Origin of the sequence: Rubinisphaera margarita (assembly GCF_022267515.1) — a bacterium.
In the GTDB taxonomy this organism is placed as follows: domain Bacteria; phylum Planctomycetota; class Planctomycetia; order Planctomycetales; family Planctomycetaceae; genus Rubinisphaera; species Rubinisphaera margarita.
Genome location: NZ_JAKFGB010000009.1, coordinates 614,478 through 629,416 on the forward strand (window position 1 = coordinate 614,478; position 14,939 = coordinate 629,416).

The following is a 14,939-nucleotide window of genomic DNA, read 5'->3' on the forward strand; positions in this document are numbered from 1 at the left end:
CCGGTTGAACTCTGGCCGGGATCAGTCGCTCTTCTGTGTGTCCGAACCAGATTGAGCGGGGGATTGAATACAGATGATCTCCTTCATCGTATGCGCAAAGAGACGATCTCCGGCGCAGGTCACGGTTGCCAGCGTCCACGTTTCGCCGCCGGGACCGAGATCGTTGATGGCGACGAGAGCGGCAGGCGAGAGTAACTTCACCGTGGTATCGATGACATAGACCGTCCCGGTCACGACCGGCAGAAACAGGTATCGACCAACACGCGTCGGGCTTGCCGCCGAGATGTGTCCCCAACCGGTTCCGGTATGACCGTGATCTCCCACGGCAAAGCCGCCGGCATTGCGTGGGAGATTGCCGGCGTGGCCCCGTCCCCAGAGCCAGACATCATTTTCACGGGAGTTTTCGTCGGGCATCAACTGGGCAGGCAACTCGAGATACTCGACCTGGCCGGTTTCGACGTGCACACGTCCGAGGTAGCGGACGTTGTGCGGTAGAAACCAGTGCCAGTCCCCGATCACGATATTGGCCTGATTCGTATTGGGGTGTCCTTTGCCCGCTTTCACGGCGACATCGGTCTGCCGGGACCAGTCTTCGGCACTGGCATTCCACTTCCAGACTGTGGCTCCGGTGTAGAGAGGCTGTTCTCGCAAGAGTGTTCCTGTAGCGGTATCGAGAACGATGTGGTGTCCACGGCGGAAACCGAAGACGTACTCTGTGTTCCAGTGGCTGGCGAATGAGGGATCGTATCCGCGCAGCTCGGTACTCCAGAGCGTTCTGCCTCTGCCCGCGATCCCCAGTAGAGAGACAACAGGATCTGATCAATGGGAATACCAAAATCAACGGCCGGATGGTTTACCCTGATGACCGTTCTGGTGGGCTTTGCGACCTTCGGCGTGATCGCTCTGTTAATCAATATTTTTGAGCGGAAGCAGGAGGCACGCTCGCCGATCGTCCGCGTTGTGGATGTGACTGAGATCAGCACGGATCCGGAGCCGTGGGGGCTGAACTACCCCGTGCAATATGAAACCTATCTACGGACGGCGGATTCGGAATACACCGACTATGGCGGCAATCACGCGTTGCCTCCCAGCAAACTGGAAGAGCAGCCGTGGCTGAAACGACTCTATGCCGGTTACGCGTTCAGCATCGACTATCGTGAGGCTCGTGGTCACGCCTTCATGCTCAGCGATCAGGAGGTTACAAAGCGGGTGACCGAAGTCCAGCAGGCGGGGGCGTGTCGCTCCCATTCGCGAGTTGCAGCGAAAGGCGATGTGGAGGCTTGACTATATCAGCAGTGAAAACTCGAAAGGGTTTCATGCCGATCAGGAATCGGCCCGAATTCTCGCCGAGTCGATCGATTACAGTCGGCAGGCCGCGACGCAGGCGGCTCGCGCGATTGCCGCAGGATCGGACTGATTATTGTAGAAACGGCTGAGAAACCTCCCACGCATGTTGACGTTCTCTGTCGTTTCCGGTGATTATGCGGGAGACAATCAGCGGCCTGGTCAGGTGAATGGGATCGAGAGCATGAGACGCACTGTTCTGAACGCAATGTTCCTCACGGTCATTGGTCTTCTGGGGGCGTTTCCCGTACTGGGAGCCGAAGTTGCAGGCCGTCCGAATATTGTGTTTCTGATGTCCGATGACCAGTGCTGTTACAGTCTCGGCTGCTACGGCAACGCCGATGTTGAAACGCCGAAGATCGACCAGCTGGCTGCGGACGGGCTTGTCTTCGACAACCATTACGACACGACCGCGATCTGCATGGCGAGCCGTGCGAACGTGATGACGGGAATGCTCGAATACAAGACAGGCTGCAATTTCGAGCATGGCCCGCTCACGCAGGAGAAGTGGGAGAAGTCGTACCCGATGCTGTTGCGAGCCGCCGGGTATCAAACAGCTTTTGCGGGCAAGTTTGGCTTCGAGGTCGTCGATTCTCCAACCTCGAAAGATCGTCGGCTTCCCGAAGGCGATTTCGATCGCTGGGGCGGCGGGCCGGGACAGACGTTTTACGAAACCCGCAAGAACAAATCGATGGTCGAATATGCCGACGAGTACCCGCACTCCACTTTGTCGTACGGAGCGTTCGGACGGGACTTCGTCAGAGACGCCGCCGCTGAAGACAGACCGTTCTGCCTGTCAATCAGCTTCAAGGCCCCGCATAAGCCCGCGACGCCGGATCCGAAATTTAATGCGATCTACGAAGGTCAAGTATTTCAGAAGCCGGACAACTATGGACGGGAGCACGGCCTCCATTTTTCAGAGCAGAGCCGGCGGGGACGCCAGTATGAACGCTTTCATTCGTGGAACTATTCCGACCGGTACGACGAGGTGATGGCGGTTTATCATCAGCAGGTTTACGCGATCGATGTCGCCGTGGGGATGATTCGAGAGGCAATCGAACAAGCCGGCGTTCGCGATAACACTGTGATCATTTTCACATCCGACAATGGGTTCCTCTGCGGTTCCCACGGGTATGGCTCAAAGGTGCTTCCGTATGAAGAGTCGTCCCGCGTGCCGTTGATTATCTACGATCCGCGGCATCGCAACAGCGGACGACAGCTCCGAACGGACGCCCTGACGGGCAATATCGACTTTGCTCCGACCATGTGCGCTCTGGCAGGCATCGAGTGCCCAGCCGAGATGGACGGGCGGAATCTGATGGCGGTCTACGACAACCCGCAGGCGACAATTCACGAGTCGCTACCGCTCATCAATGTCTGGGGACCGGCTGCGGTGCATTCGCTGGCGGTTGTCACGCGAGACTGGAAGTATATTTTCTGGCCGCATGCAGCTGACGGGATGTCGCCGACCGAAGAATTGTACAACACCGCGGAAGATCCACTGGAGTTGACGAATCTGGCGAAAGACAGTCAGTCGCGTTCCCAGTTGCAGGAGATGCGGGCTCTGTACGACGAAGAAGTGCGGAGATGGCGGGAGAATGCTGTGGACTACAACGACTATGAGAAGTACGGGGTCATCTTCGATCGCGCGGTCTCATGGTCCGAGAAGGCCACCTTGTTGAAGAACAGTCGCCGCAGGGAATGAACTTCTTCCGATCCATCAGATCAGCCTTTCGCTATCGCGGCGTCAGGCCGATGCCGGGGGCTTCAGTAACGATCTGATCCCTTGAGGCCGGAACGATCAGCCGTGCAGAGAGTGCTATCGATCTGCTGCGACGGCCGGGAATTGCTGTGCTTCGTCGGGGCCGGGATTGGCGTAGGCGGGATCTTTGGCACGGATGAAGACTTCGCCGTCGTCGAGGAGACGGACATCGAGCGGGACGATCGTGACCCCTTGCTCATTGATGGTCTGCGCGTTCTCACTCAGATCCCGGTTCGCGATTCCTTTCCGGGAAAGGGGCGGTACGTTGGCATTGAAGAACGCCGTGCACCACCATTGCCCGTCCTTGTCGGTGAAGGGCGTTCCGTGACCGAGGAAGCGGCCGGCGAATTTACGAGGGCCATACGGCCCGGTGATCTGATCAGCGACGCAGTAGTAGAGATTGTAGGAGCCTTTGCGGCCTTCATCGGTCGACCAGGCCGTTCCCATGTGAACGTACTTGCCGCCGACCTTGATCATCGTGGCTCCCTCGTGGCCGATTCGGTTGATCGGCGTGCCATCGGGACCAGAGCGGAAACCGGCTGGATCAATCCGAACAGGCTCTGCGGTGTATGAGGTGAGATCCTCGCTGAGTGGAGCGACCAGCGTGTTCCCCCAAAGGAGGTAGCGTGTGCCATTGTCGTCGGTGAACAGCGAAGGATCGTGCCGCGGGCCCAGGTCGCCTTTCATCGGATGGGTCCACGGACCGGCCAGTTCGCGGCCTTCCGTCGTCGCGAGACTGGAATGCGTTTTCGGGCAGTGGACCAGAGCCCAGCGATCGCCCAGCCAGTGGAGTTCCGGCGCCCAGATCAGTCGTCGTGGATTCTTGCCCTCGTGGCGAGACTTCCAGGTGTCAGCGACGGTGAAGATCGGGCCGAGATCCTCCCAGTTCACAAGATCGTCACTTCGCCAGACCCGGACCTGATCGCCGACGATGCTCTCGTCTCCCAGGCCGATGTTGTAGGGATTCTCGTCAGCTCGTGCGTCCCCTTCGCGAGGTTGGGTTCCCGTCAGATAGTACCTGTCGTCAGGTCCGAGCGTGATGTAAGGATCACGGATCCACCCGGCTTTGAGATACAGGGCTCGATCATGTGATTTCAGCCCTTTGTGAATCGTCGCCGCATCCATAACAGGACGTGGTTTGCGATCGGTCGCCACTTGTTCAAAAGCTAATTTCGGAAACTGAGTCGCATCGTCCTCGTCCTTCGGAGCCATTCGGACGACATTGGGCGTCGAGGAGGTGACGCTCAACTCGACGACACGGCCATTCAGCGGATTGGGAGCTTCGTAGTCGCCTGCCGCTGAGAGCTCATCGTGTCCCACGTTCAATCCGTCTTTCGGTTGAACGGGGATGAAGCCGGGCGAGTCTCCCGTCGCCACCGTTTTCCCTTTCTGAATGAGGGTGATCTTTTCCTCAGTCAGGACGGCTTTGAAGTCGAACTTCTTCGGAGTCGGATCGGACGCTGAAACTCGAGTGACGTTGCCGTTGACGCGGACATCGAATGTCAGACGGCCTTTGAGAATATGAACCGCATAGCCATGTTCGCGTCCACCCTGAGCCACGATCACGCCGTCTCCCTGAACGGCTTCCACTCGTCCTTGAATCGAAAGGGGGCGAAGTGCGATTTCCGGAGTCTTGATGGAAACGTTTTCCGCGTTCGGGGGGTGAGAAGTCTTCTCATCAGCCCGGCGTCGGTCGCGATCGACCGGTTCCGGGTAGCGGTCGAGAATCTGCTTCAACTTCGAAACGACCTTCGGCTGGCTGGGGGCGAGATTGAGAGTTTCCAGTGGATCGGTCTCGTAATCGTAGAGTTCGTACTCGGCTGATTCCTCTCCGTCATTGAACGCCTGCCATTCCACAAGGCGGTAGCGTTCGGTTCGGATCGCGCGGCCGAGCTTCTTCTTCGGGTAGGCATGATAAGCATGGTCGCGGACTCGGGTGGACGGATTGTTCAGAACCGGCACAAGGCTGACTCCATCGATCGGCTGCGGCCCTTCCGGAGCCGGCAGTCCCGCGAGCTGAGCAAGAGTCGGGAAGATGTCGACGCTCTCGGCCGGCTGGTGCGTTGAAGTGCCCGGCTTCGTGATGCCGGGCGCAGCGATCAGAATCGGAATCCGGTTGGCCTGTTCGTAGTTGGTGTGTTTGGTCCAGATGCCCAGATCGCCGAGATGAAATCCGTGATCGCCCCAGAGGACGACGATTGTATTCTCGGCGAGGCCAAGTTGTTCGAGTTCATCGAGCACTTTTCCGATCTGGGCATCGACGAAGCTGGTGCTCGCGTAGTAGCCATGAATCAGCTGGCGTTTCAGGTCCTCGCTGAACTCCGCGTCCGGTTCCGTCGGTACCGGTTTGTAATTGGTGATTTCGCCACCCCGTTTCCCGGCGACCGGCGGAGCTTCGTCCGGCAGTGTTTCACGTTCCGGCATCGGCAGCGAGGCGGGATCGTACAGATCCCAGTACTTCTGAGGCGCACTGAACGGCAGATGCGGACGGGCAAATCCAGCTGTGATAAAGAACGGAGTCCCGTCGTTCTGACGGCGTTCGCGGGCGGCTCGCAATCGACGGATTGTTTCGGCGGCAACCCGTCCATCGGCGTATTCGGTGTCTTCCACTCGCGGCGATTCGAAGGCCGCTCCACGCGGGAGCGAGCGGATGGCGTTGAGTTTCTGATTCGTGAAGTACGCCTCTTCCCGGGTGAGTTGGCCGCCGGTGCTCGCCGGATCGAGATACTCAATCACCTTGTCGTGAAAGTGCGGCACCTGAAAGGATTCGGGATCCCCGTTGTTGCCGTGGCCAATGTGAAAGACTTTGCCCAGCGACTCGGTGCGATAGCCGCCATGTTTCGCAAAATGTTGAGGCATGGTGATGGCGTCGGGCAGAATCTGTCTCAACTCACTGCCAAGTCCGTAGAGCCCGGTCGACGTCGAATGCGAGCCCAGCATCAATGTAAACCGAGACGGAGCACAAACCGCCTGATTGCAGTAGGCACGATCAAACCGCATCCCGCGTGCGGCGAGATTATCGATGTGGGGCGTCTTCGCAATCGGATCGCCATAGCACCCCAGCGCCGGCTTCAGATCGTCGACGAGGATCAGCAATACGTTGGGCCGTTCGGCGGCCTGGAGCGTGCCTGAGAGAGTGCTTAAGAGCAGGGCGGCGAGAAAGCGAAGGGAGCAGTTGAGCATCGCGCGGGTTTCCCGTGAGAGCGGAGTCTGGAATCAGAACCCGTTTATCGTACCCGGCTGCTCCCGAGGAACAATGAAAAGAGCGGTCAGCGTCCTGAGATTTGTTGTCATGCGTCAAGAGAAGCTGAAGTTGATTCGAAATAAAAGAACGGGCCGCCTGAAGAAGACGTCCCGTTCAATTGTGTCTCGTCAGTCAGATCGAAACGTCAGTGAGTGGCCCCTTCCTGGAGCTTGTTCATGACTTCCTGCACGTTGAAACTGTCCGGTTTCTGGCGGGGCGGGAAGTCCTGGAACGTTTGCAGGAACTCTCCCACGTAGGCCTGAGCCGGCACAAGCATGAAGGCGTGATCCAGCAGCCAGTCGTAGTACGTATTGGACGTGATATCGGCCTGTTCGTACGGATCCGCATGCAGATCGAAGATCTTGGGAACGCGGAGCGTGGTAAACGGTTCGGACCAGACCCGCAGCGTGCCTTCCGCTCGCTGTTCGAGGAAGACGAGCTTCCAGTTCTTGAATCGCATACCGACCAGTTGGCCGTCATCATTGAAGTAGAAGAACGACTCCCGGGGCGAATTTTCCTCTTTTCCCGTCAGATACGGCAACAGGTTGTAGCCGTCGAGGTGAACCTTGAATTGTTTCCCCGCGGCTTTGTGTCCCTTAAGAAGTTTTTCTTTGATGTCACTGTCGCCGGCGGCGGCCAGGAACGTCGGCAGCCAGTCCTGTCCGCTGACGATTTCGTTGGAGATGCTGCCTTCTTTGATTTTGCCGGGCCAGCGGATCATACAGGGGACGCGGAAAGCACCTTCCCAGTTCGAGTTCTTTTCATTGCGGAACGGACTGACTGCGGCGTCCGGCCAGGTGTTCTTATGAGGGCCGTTGTCCGTGGTATAGATGACGATCGTGTTCTCAGTGATTCCAAGATCGTCGAGTTTCTGGAGCAGGGTGCCGACGTGGTTGTCGTGCTCGATCATGCCATCGGCGTATTCCGTGCGGGCGGTCACGCCTGGCTTGTCGCGATGCTCTTCCCGAACGTGCGTACGGAAGTGCATGCGAGTCGCATTCCACCAGCAGAAGAAGGGCTTCTCGGCCTTCGTCTGGCGTTCAATGAAGTCGATCGCCGCGGCGGAGGTTTCGTCGTCGATCGTTTCCATCCGCTTTTTCGTCAGCGGACCCGTGTCTTCGATTTTGCCATCGGCCGTCGCCTTGATAACGCCGCGAGGACCGAATTTCTTGCGGAACTCGGGATCGGTCGGATAGTTGCGGTTCTCGGGTTCTTCTTCGGCGTTCAGATGGTAGAGGTTTCCAAAGAACTCATCGAAACCGTGTGCGGTGGGAAGATACTCATCCAGATCGCCGAGATGATTCTTGCCAAACTGACCTGTGGCGTAGCCCTGCGGCTTGAGCAGTTCGGCGATCGTCGGGTCTTCGGCCTGCAAACCGACTTTGGCGCCGGGCATACCGACCTTCGCCAGCCCTGTGCGATAGGTGCACTGGCCGGTAATGAATGTGGATCGCCCCGCAGTGCAACTTTGCTCGGCGTAGTAGTCGGTGAAGATCATTCCTTCTCTGGCGACGCGATCGATATTCGGCGTCTGATAGCCAACCAGTCCCATCGTATAGGCGGAAATATTGGACTGGCCAATATCATCCCCAAAGATCACCAGAATATTGGGTTTGTCCTGAGCCGTCGCTGAGCTCGCTGTGAGGGCGCACAGCATCAGCATGAGGAAGAATGGGGGCCGTGGTCTCGTCATCGGGGTCTCCTTCGAAGGACGGAAAAGCCGACGCAGTTCGGTCGGCAGAAACTGGCGTCGTTCGTTACCAAAACGCGCGTGGCGACTGAATGCACCTGGCGCGCAATAAGGACAACAAACCATTGGAAGCGATTTGGAAATGTCGATCGATGGCCCGTCGATCGTGTGAAGAGATGTGTTCACAGGAGTATAGCCGGGCTCAACCCGATTTATCACCCGTCGACCACTTCAATTTAAACAGCACCGACTCAAGTTCATGATCTTCACGAAAACTTAATATCAACCATGCTCTGCGAGTTGCCGGGTGGCCGCCGATTGAAATGAGGAACGCAGTTGGGCCTGCGGGGAGGACAGTCCTCGGGCGGCGTCTTCCGTCGTTCAGACGCTGCAGATTTTACCTGACGGCTCCCTCTCGATACGATGGACTGGTTCCCGTGTCGTGACTTCCAGAGAGCCAGTGCGATGGATTTCAAGGTCAACCTGTTTCCACTTGCAGTGTTTGCCCTTGGGTTCATTGAACTGCTGCTGATCGTCGGCGTTCTGATCGGCATCGTTGTCCGGTTGAATATGAGAACCGGATCGAAATCGAACTCCGAATCGGGGCCGGGATTCTGGAAGGCCCTGTTTCAGGGGAACGCGACACTGACCTGCTGGCATTGCGGGAAAGAAACTGATGCCCTCAAACCGCGTTGTCAGCATTGCGATCGTGAACTCAAATAACTTCTCTCCCTGGAGAAATACCGGTGAATAACAATCTGTGGTTTTATCTGTCGACGATGGCGTTGGGAGTCGTGCTGATGGTTGCTGGATCTGCTCATGCAGAGGAACCTGCTCCCGGAAAGCAGGTGGAACAGAGTCTGGAACTGACAAACGACCGCCCGCTCGATTACTGGCTGTATCTGCCGCAGGAGTATTCGGAAGACAAGCCTGCTCCGCTGATGCTGTTTCTGCACGGCCGCGGAGAACGGGGCGATGATCTGGACCTCGTGCTCACGCATGGTCCACCCCGGTTGATTTCCGAGGGGAAGCAGATGCCGTTCATCGTGGCTTCGCCACAGTTGCCGAAGGGGCCACTCTGGTGGAACGTTGATCATCTCATTATGTTGCTCGACGAACTCGAAGAGAAGTACGCCATCGACAAGTCGCGGATTTACGTGACTGGCTTGAGTATGGGCGGATTCGGGACCTGGGAACTGGGGGCCAAGCAGCCGGAACGGTTCGCGGCGCTGATTCCCGTCTGTGGGGGCGGCAAAACGGAGTGGGCCGATCAGTTGGCCAACGTGCCGATCTGGGCGTTTCATGGTGACCAGGACCGAGCCGTGCCCGTGGAACGCACGCTGGAAATGGTGAAAGCGATTCAGGAAACCGACGGTGACATCAAACAGACCATCTATCCCGGCGTGGCTCATGATTCGTGGACGCAAACCTACGCGAATCCGAAGATCTACGACTGGCTCCTTTCTCACACCCGATAACACCCGACACTGTATTGACTGTCTGACGTATTCATGAATCTGGAAAATGCTGCTGACTCCGCTTCGTCTGCGGAAACGGAACGTGAAGATCTCAGCCCCTGGTTTCTCACGCTCGAGGATATCGAGGGTCGATTGAACTGGTCGGAGTTCTTTGGAAACGACAATCCCGTCGAAATCGATGTCGGATGCGGACGAGGTCTGTTTCTGTTCAACGCCAGCGAACGGAACCCGGACGTGAACTATCTCGGCATCGAGATCGATTTCAAGGAAGGGCGTCGAGGCGCGAAGCGTCTTAAGAAAGCGGAACGTCCCAACGCCCGCGTGTTGGGGGGGAACGTCCACCGGGCGTTCGATCAGCTCGTGCCGAAGCAGTCGGTCGCCGCGGTGCATGTTTACTTCCCCGATCCCTGGTGGAAGGCCAAGCATCACAAACGACGGGTCTTCACCGAGGACTTCACGAAGCAGATCTACGACGTGCTCGTGCCCGACGGCCATCTGCATGGCTGGACCGACGTGTTCGACTACTGGGAGCTGATGACCGGTCACATTACCGATCACGGCGGCTTCGCCGAGCGACAGGCTCCCGAGGAGCGGATCCCGCAGCATCACATGGACTATCAGACCAGTTTCGAGCGGAAAAAGCGTCTCGCTGGCTGGCCGATCTATCGCGGCCTCTGGCAGAAGCAGCCCATTTCGTAACGAAGAGAACGGGTCACGGAGTGCCCCGGCAGCGGAGCAATCGGGGCTAACCTCTTTCGGCAGCGTGGCGCAGACATCCCTGTCTGTGCGTCACGGGACGCGACTCACCCGGATACCGTCACATGAGAGCTGCGTGCGTCAGGGTGGCTCCGAAAGATTCTATCGGGGCGGCGAAGCGGTTGGGACTCGTGTTCCGGCTTTATGATCGCGTGCGTTCGTGTAAAGCTTCGGCGGAGATGCTGTAGACGACTTCCTGAGCGAGTCGGTCCATGTCCATCACCAGTCGGTCGACGCGGCCGGACAGGTACATGTAGATGATCAGCGAGGGAATCGCGACCATCAGGCCGGCTGCGGTCGTCAGCAAAGCCAGAGCGATGCCCGCGGCGAGTTTTTCCGGGCTGCCCATCGCGGCACTGCCGGCGATGCCGTTAAAGGCGTCGATCATGCCCCAGACGGTGCCCAGTAGACCGATCAGCGGAGAAACAGTCGCCACGCCGTTGAGCACCCGCAGGTGCTTTCGCATCTGGCTCACCTGACGTTCACCGCCGTCGATGATGGCCTGTTCCACTTCCACGCTCGGCTTGCCCCACTTGCGGACGCCGTGGGCGAAGATTTGAGCAACCGGGCTGCCGTTCTCATCGCACAACTGCAGGGCTTCGTCCGGTTCGATGGTGCCTTCTCGCAGATGATGCAGAAAGCGGTCGACAAACGGCTTCGGAATCACGCGGGCCCGACGGAGAACAACGAGACGTTCCGTGCTGAACCAAAGGGAAATCAGAGTGGCCAGACCGAAAGGAAGTCCCCACCAGCCAAGAGCGGTCACGGCCTGGGCGGGTGTCACCGGAATCACGCTGCGTTCCGGCTGAGCGGCTGGATTCTGTCCCGGAGCGGCTTCTACGGGCGCAGCGGGGCCGGCACCAGGCTGCACTTCAGCATCCTGAGCGGTCGCGAAGCGCATTCCAGACGTGGTCATGCCCAGAACGATGATCATCGCCAGGCCGAGGAGTCGAAACTGCTTCATTGTCGGGAAATCCCACGCCGCGGATAAATACTTCACGTCAATCACTCACCCTGATCAATATCGAACGCACAAAGGCTGCAGGTGATCCCCATTTTCTCAATCCACCGGATTTGCGAGAGTCAGACACTCTCCAGGTTTTCCAGCTTTCCCTGCTTGTTGAATTCCGGTCGCGGTGGCCTCTTTGCGCCGAATGGACGTTCATTACCCGGGGCGATGTGTAAGGTTCTGAATCGTCCCTGAATTCGACGGCGACGGAAGCCGCCGCGACGAAGCCTTTCAATCATCCCGCTGGTTTCAACGCCTCGACCCGCTCGCTGGCCCGGGTTGCGAATTCACTTTGGGGATACAGACGGATCAGATTCTCGTAGTTGATAACCGCCTGTTCCTTGTTTCCCAGAACCTCGTCGCATTGTCCGGCCTGATACAGAGCAGCTGACTGCAACTCCGGGAAGCCGGGGAAGAGAATGGCCATGCGAATATATTCCTTAATCGCCAGCCGGTAATCCTTCTGAATTAGAGCGGTCTCAGCCAGATAGAACTGACTCTGGGCGGCGGCCAGGGTTTTCGTACCGGCGGCTCGATCGAGAACGGCCCGAAACGCCTGTTCGGCGGCTTCGAAGTTGGCTTCAGCGATGTGAATTCGTCCGACAATCACTTCCAGTTCTTCACGTTCAGGCGTGTTCGGATACTGCTCCCGCAAAACTTCGAGAGCCTCCTTCGCCTTCTGATAGTCCTTGCTGCGGCGGGCCAGTTCTCCCGTCTGGACGTACATCCGCGGGAACCACTCGGGGCGATCATCATCCGGAATCGCCTGAGCCCGTTCGCGTAAGCTGGCAAGCTGATCCCGGGCTTTTGCCAGCTGATTCTGATCCATGAAGAGCTGAATCAGCTGCAGTTCGATCTCGCCAACTTCGGCGGCGTCGCCGGGACTCGCGCCCGCTTCCTTGAGATAACGCGTGGCATACTCCTGCACCGCTTCAGTGTTGTTTTCACTCGCGGCGACCATCACCCGCTGATACAGCGCTCGCCGTTTGACGAAGTCGTCGATCTGCTGCCGTTCGAGAAGCATGTCGAGCCGCTGCCGGGCCGACTCAATCTCGCCATCGACGAAGTCACTCTCGGCGAGTGAAAGCAGGGCGTCATCGGCGCGATCGCTGTTCGGGGTTTCCTTCAGCAGAATCTCGAAGACCTGATCGGCCTGGGCGAACTGTTCGCTTTCGTAGTGCAGCAGAGCCCATTCATCGAGCAGTTTATCCAGTTCCGAACGTCGACTCTCCGGTTGTTTGCGGAGCTCTTCGTACGCGATCCGGTATGCTTCGGCCGACGGATCGACCTGCTTCTGCTGGCGGTAAATGCGAGCCGCTTCCCGAGCCGCTCGGTAAGCGACGTGATGAACTTCGTTCCCGGTCGGAACATCGGAGGGCGAGCGATGAGCCTGAGCCGTCTTCATGAACGCCTCCGCGGCTTCGATTTGCTCGCCGGACTTGAGTCGCGACATGCCTTTCATATAGCCGGCCTCGGCTGCGACCTGTGCGGACTTCGGAAAGTCACGCTGGAGTTTGTCGAATCGTTCATCCGCCTTCGCGAAGTCGCCCGCTTCGAAATAACTCCAGGCCTGTCCCGAGAGCGCTTTAATCGTCCAGTCTTCCGACAGGTTCAGATCGATCACCTGTTGGTAGAGCTCCTGAGCGGTCTCCCACTGCTGCCGGGCGTAACTCAGTTCGGCCAGCTGATAGGTCGCTTCGGCAAGCGTTGACGGAGCAATACCCGTGGAACGCAATTTCTCGAGAACCTCGCGAGCCGGTGCGACGTCGCCCATCTTGATCAGCACATTCATCCGCACGATATTCGCCTGCGTGAGCGAAGCGTCGTTGCCGATCAACGCTTCATATTGATCAAGCGATTTCAGAGCGGAGTCGTAAGCGGCGGTCTCGTATTCACTGTTCGCCAGCAGCAGCCAGCTTTCCGGATACTGGAGTTTCTCTGGTTCCAAATCGCGGGTGACGGGGCTGATGACCGCAATCGCAGCCGGGTGATTGCCCCGTTCCTGCAGCACGCGGGCGGCCTGATAGTGCGTCTGTTGAGTCAACGATTCGGTCGGGTCGGAAACCGACTTCAACACGCCATCCAGCAATTCGGTGGCTTTCGCGAGTCGCGTGGAGCGATCACCCAGTGATTCCGGCAGCGGATCCTTCCCGGAATTTTCCGCACTTAGCAGTCGGGCTTTGAGCAGCGTCGCTTCGCTGGTCTGACGCTCGGTTGGCTTCGTTGAGAATTCTTCCTCCGCCAGTCCCCACCCCTGGCCGAGCTGACCAGTCAGCAGGCAGGCTTCAATCGCCGCCAGTCGAGCAGCCACCGCGGATTCGCCGTTCGGATATTTTTCGAGGTAGTCGAGAAACAGCGGCAACGCCTGATCGTAATGGGCCAGCTGGAAACGGCAGTCGGCCAGCTGATAGTGAATCTTCGGCAGCAGATCTCCGTCCTGAGTGTTCTTCAGCAACTGATCGAGTCGCTGAGCAGCCTGCTCCAGATTGCCTGATCGCTTGTAAGTCTGGGCGATCCAGTACGAAGCCGTCGTGCCGTACTGTTCGCTCTGCTCGGCTGCAGCAAACTGCTCGACGGCCTTGTCCCAGTCTTCCAGAGAATACAGGGCATAGCCGGCATTCAGTCGGGCCAGAGCTGCGAGGCGTCCTTCAGGATCGCGGGTCGCCAGATCGGTAAAGGTCCCGGCCGCTTCCTGAAACTTGTTGTCCTGGAAGTAGAGCATGCCGAGATTGAAGAGCGACTCATCAATCCGTTGCGCCCCCTTCATCTCGGTCAACAGCTGATACTGATCGATCGCCGCAGCGTTCTTGTTCTGCAGTTCCAGCGACCGGGCCAGTCCGAAGCGGCTGTCTTCGACGAAACGTCCATTCGGGAACTTCTCCAGCGAGGCCCGAAACTGCTTCTCGGCTTCGACCGGTTTGTTCGTCCGCAGGTAGGCATCAGCCAGATAGGGCAGGGCCCACTCAACGAGCTGGTCATCGGGAGCCTTCTTCAGAAAGGCTTCGAAGTCGGTGATTGCCGAGTCGAAGTCGTCGAGGAAGTAGCTGCACTCGGCAACGCGGTACATCGCCTGCCCGAGGTTCTTGTTGTCGGGATGATTCTTGAGGAAGTCCCGCAGCACGTTGCGGGCATCCTTGTAGTTCTGCAGATTGACCAGGCTCTGTGCCAGATACAGCTTCGCAAGTGGAGCCTGACTGTGGTCCGGGTACGATTTCAGATAGCTCTGAAAAGTATCGCGTGCCAGTTCCCAGCGTTTCTGGCCGTACAGGGTGACCGCCAGCGTGTATTCCTCATCCGCCGGAGCAGCGGTTGCCGGGGTGACCATGAATAACTGACACAGAACCGCAAGCACGAGGAGACCGCAAAGACGACCTGTTGTCCGATTCCAGCGACTGCTCATATTCATGCTTCGTCTTATTACCAGTTCGTCGAATTCAAGATCCAGCTGCGGCGCGCGAGCGCGAAAACCCGCCTCTAAACGAACGACGGAATTCGCGCAAGTCCAGTAGAACTTCCGCCGTATTGTATCGCAAAGAGACAGGCAGAGGAAAATGTTTCATCACGAATGCCTACCGAACTCCCGATCCTTCGGCTTACGCAGAGTGTCTATCCTGCCAGATGTGCCGGTTTTGCGGGTTGGGCGTGCGTACGAAGGG

10 protein-coding genes and 1 pseudogene are annotated in these 14,939 nt (G+C 58.0%); 6 read left to right on the forward strand and 5 right to left on the reverse strand.

Annotation, left to right across the window (positions count from 1 at the left end):
- Positions 1 to 21: 21 nt before the first annotated feature.
- A complete protein-coding gene (locus L1A08_RS05725) occupies positions 22 to 651 on the reverse strand; it encodes a hypothetical protein (protein ID WP_238755209.1) in 630 nt (209 codons plus the stop codon).
- 171 nt (positions 652 to 822) lie between these two features.
- On the opposite strand from L1A08_RS05725, the pseudogene L1A08_RS05730 reads away from it, so the two are divergent.
- The 3 genes and pseudogenes from L1A08_RS05730 to L1A08_RS05740 all read left to right on the forward strand — a co-directional run.
- Positions 823 to 1,263: pseudogene (locus L1A08_RS05730) on the forward strand (ammonia-forming cytochrome c nitrite reductase subunit c552); the annotation flags it as partial.
- Between the two features lie 7 nt (positions 1,264 to 1,270).
- Positions 1,271 to 1,417 (forward strand): ammonia-forming cytochrome c nitrite reductase subunit c552, encoded by a 147-nt coding sequence (locus tag L1A08_RS05735; RefSeq protein WP_238755214.1) that lies wholly within the window; start codon positions 1,271 to 1,273, stop codon positions 1,415 to 1,417.
- A 111-nt stretch (positions 1,418 to 1,528) separates the two neighbouring features.
- The gene (locus tag L1A08_RS05740) at positions 1,529 to 3,049 is read left to right on the forward strand and encodes a sulfatase family protein (protein WP_238755216.1); all 1,521 of its coding nucleotides are present in this window, start codon (positions 1,529 to 1,531) and stop codon (positions 3,047 to 3,049) included.
- 114 nt (positions 3,050 to 3,163) lie between these two features.
- On the opposite strand, the gene L1A08_RS05745 is transcribed toward L1A08_RS05740, so the two are convergent.
- Positions 3,164 to 6,289 carry a sulfatase-like hydrolase/transferase gene (locus L1A08_RS05745; RefSeq protein ID WP_238755218.1) on the reverse strand — a complete coding sequence of 1,042 codons (3,126 nt, stop codon included), beginning with the start codon at positions 6,287 to 6,289 and terminating at the stop codon, positions 3,164 to 3,166.
- A 206-nt stretch (positions 6,290 to 6,495) separates the two neighbouring features.
- Complete coding sequence (locus L1A08_RS05750; protein ID WP_390896849.1) at positions 6,496 to 8,007, reverse strand: arylsulfatase; 1,512 nt, start codon at positions 8,005 to 8,007, stop codon at positions 6,496 to 6,498.
- Positions 8,008 to 8,505: 498 nt separating this feature from the next.
- Between L1A08_RS05750 and L1A08_RS05755 the strand changes: the two genes are divergently transcribed.
- From L1A08_RS05755 to trmB, 3 genes are read left to right on the forward strand one after another with little or no spacing between them, the layout of a single operon-like run.
- The gene (locus tag L1A08_RS05755) at positions 8,506 to 8,763 is read left to right on the forward strand and encodes a hypothetical protein (RefSeq protein ID WP_238755222.1); all 258 of its coding nucleotides are present in this window, start codon (positions 8,506 to 8,508) and stop codon (positions 8,761 to 8,763) included.
- 23 nt (positions 8,764 to 8,786) lie between these two features.
- A complete protein-coding gene (locus tag L1A08_RS05760) occupies positions 8,787 to 9,518 on the forward strand; it encodes a carboxylesterase family protein (RefSeq protein ID WP_238755224.1) in 732 nt (243 codons plus the stop codon).
- 33 nt (positions 9,519 to 9,551) lie between these two features.
- Complete coding sequence (gene trmB, locus L1A08_RS05765; RefSeq protein ID WP_238755226.1) at positions 9,552 to 10,217, forward strand: tRNA (guanosine(46)-N7)-methyltransferase TrmB; 666 nt, start codon at positions 9,552 to 9,554, stop codon at positions 10,215 to 10,217.
- A gap of 199 nt (positions 10,218 to 10,416) precedes the next feature.
- On the opposite strand, the gene L1A08_RS05770 is transcribed toward trmB, so the two are convergent.
- The gene (locus L1A08_RS05770) at positions 10,417 to 11,274 is read right to left on the reverse strand and encodes a MotA/TolQ/ExbB proton channel family protein (protein ID WP_238755228.1); all 858 of its coding nucleotides are present in this window, start codon (positions 11,272 to 11,274) and stop codon (positions 10,417 to 10,419) included.
- Positions 11,275 to 11,518: 244 nt separating this feature from the next.
- Complete coding sequence (locus L1A08_RS05775; protein WP_238755230.1) at positions 11,519 to 14,683, reverse strand: tetratricopeptide repeat protein; 3,165 nt, start codon at positions 14,681 to 14,683, stop codon at positions 11,519 to 11,521.
- Positions 14,684 to 14,939 lie beyond the last annotated feature (256 nt).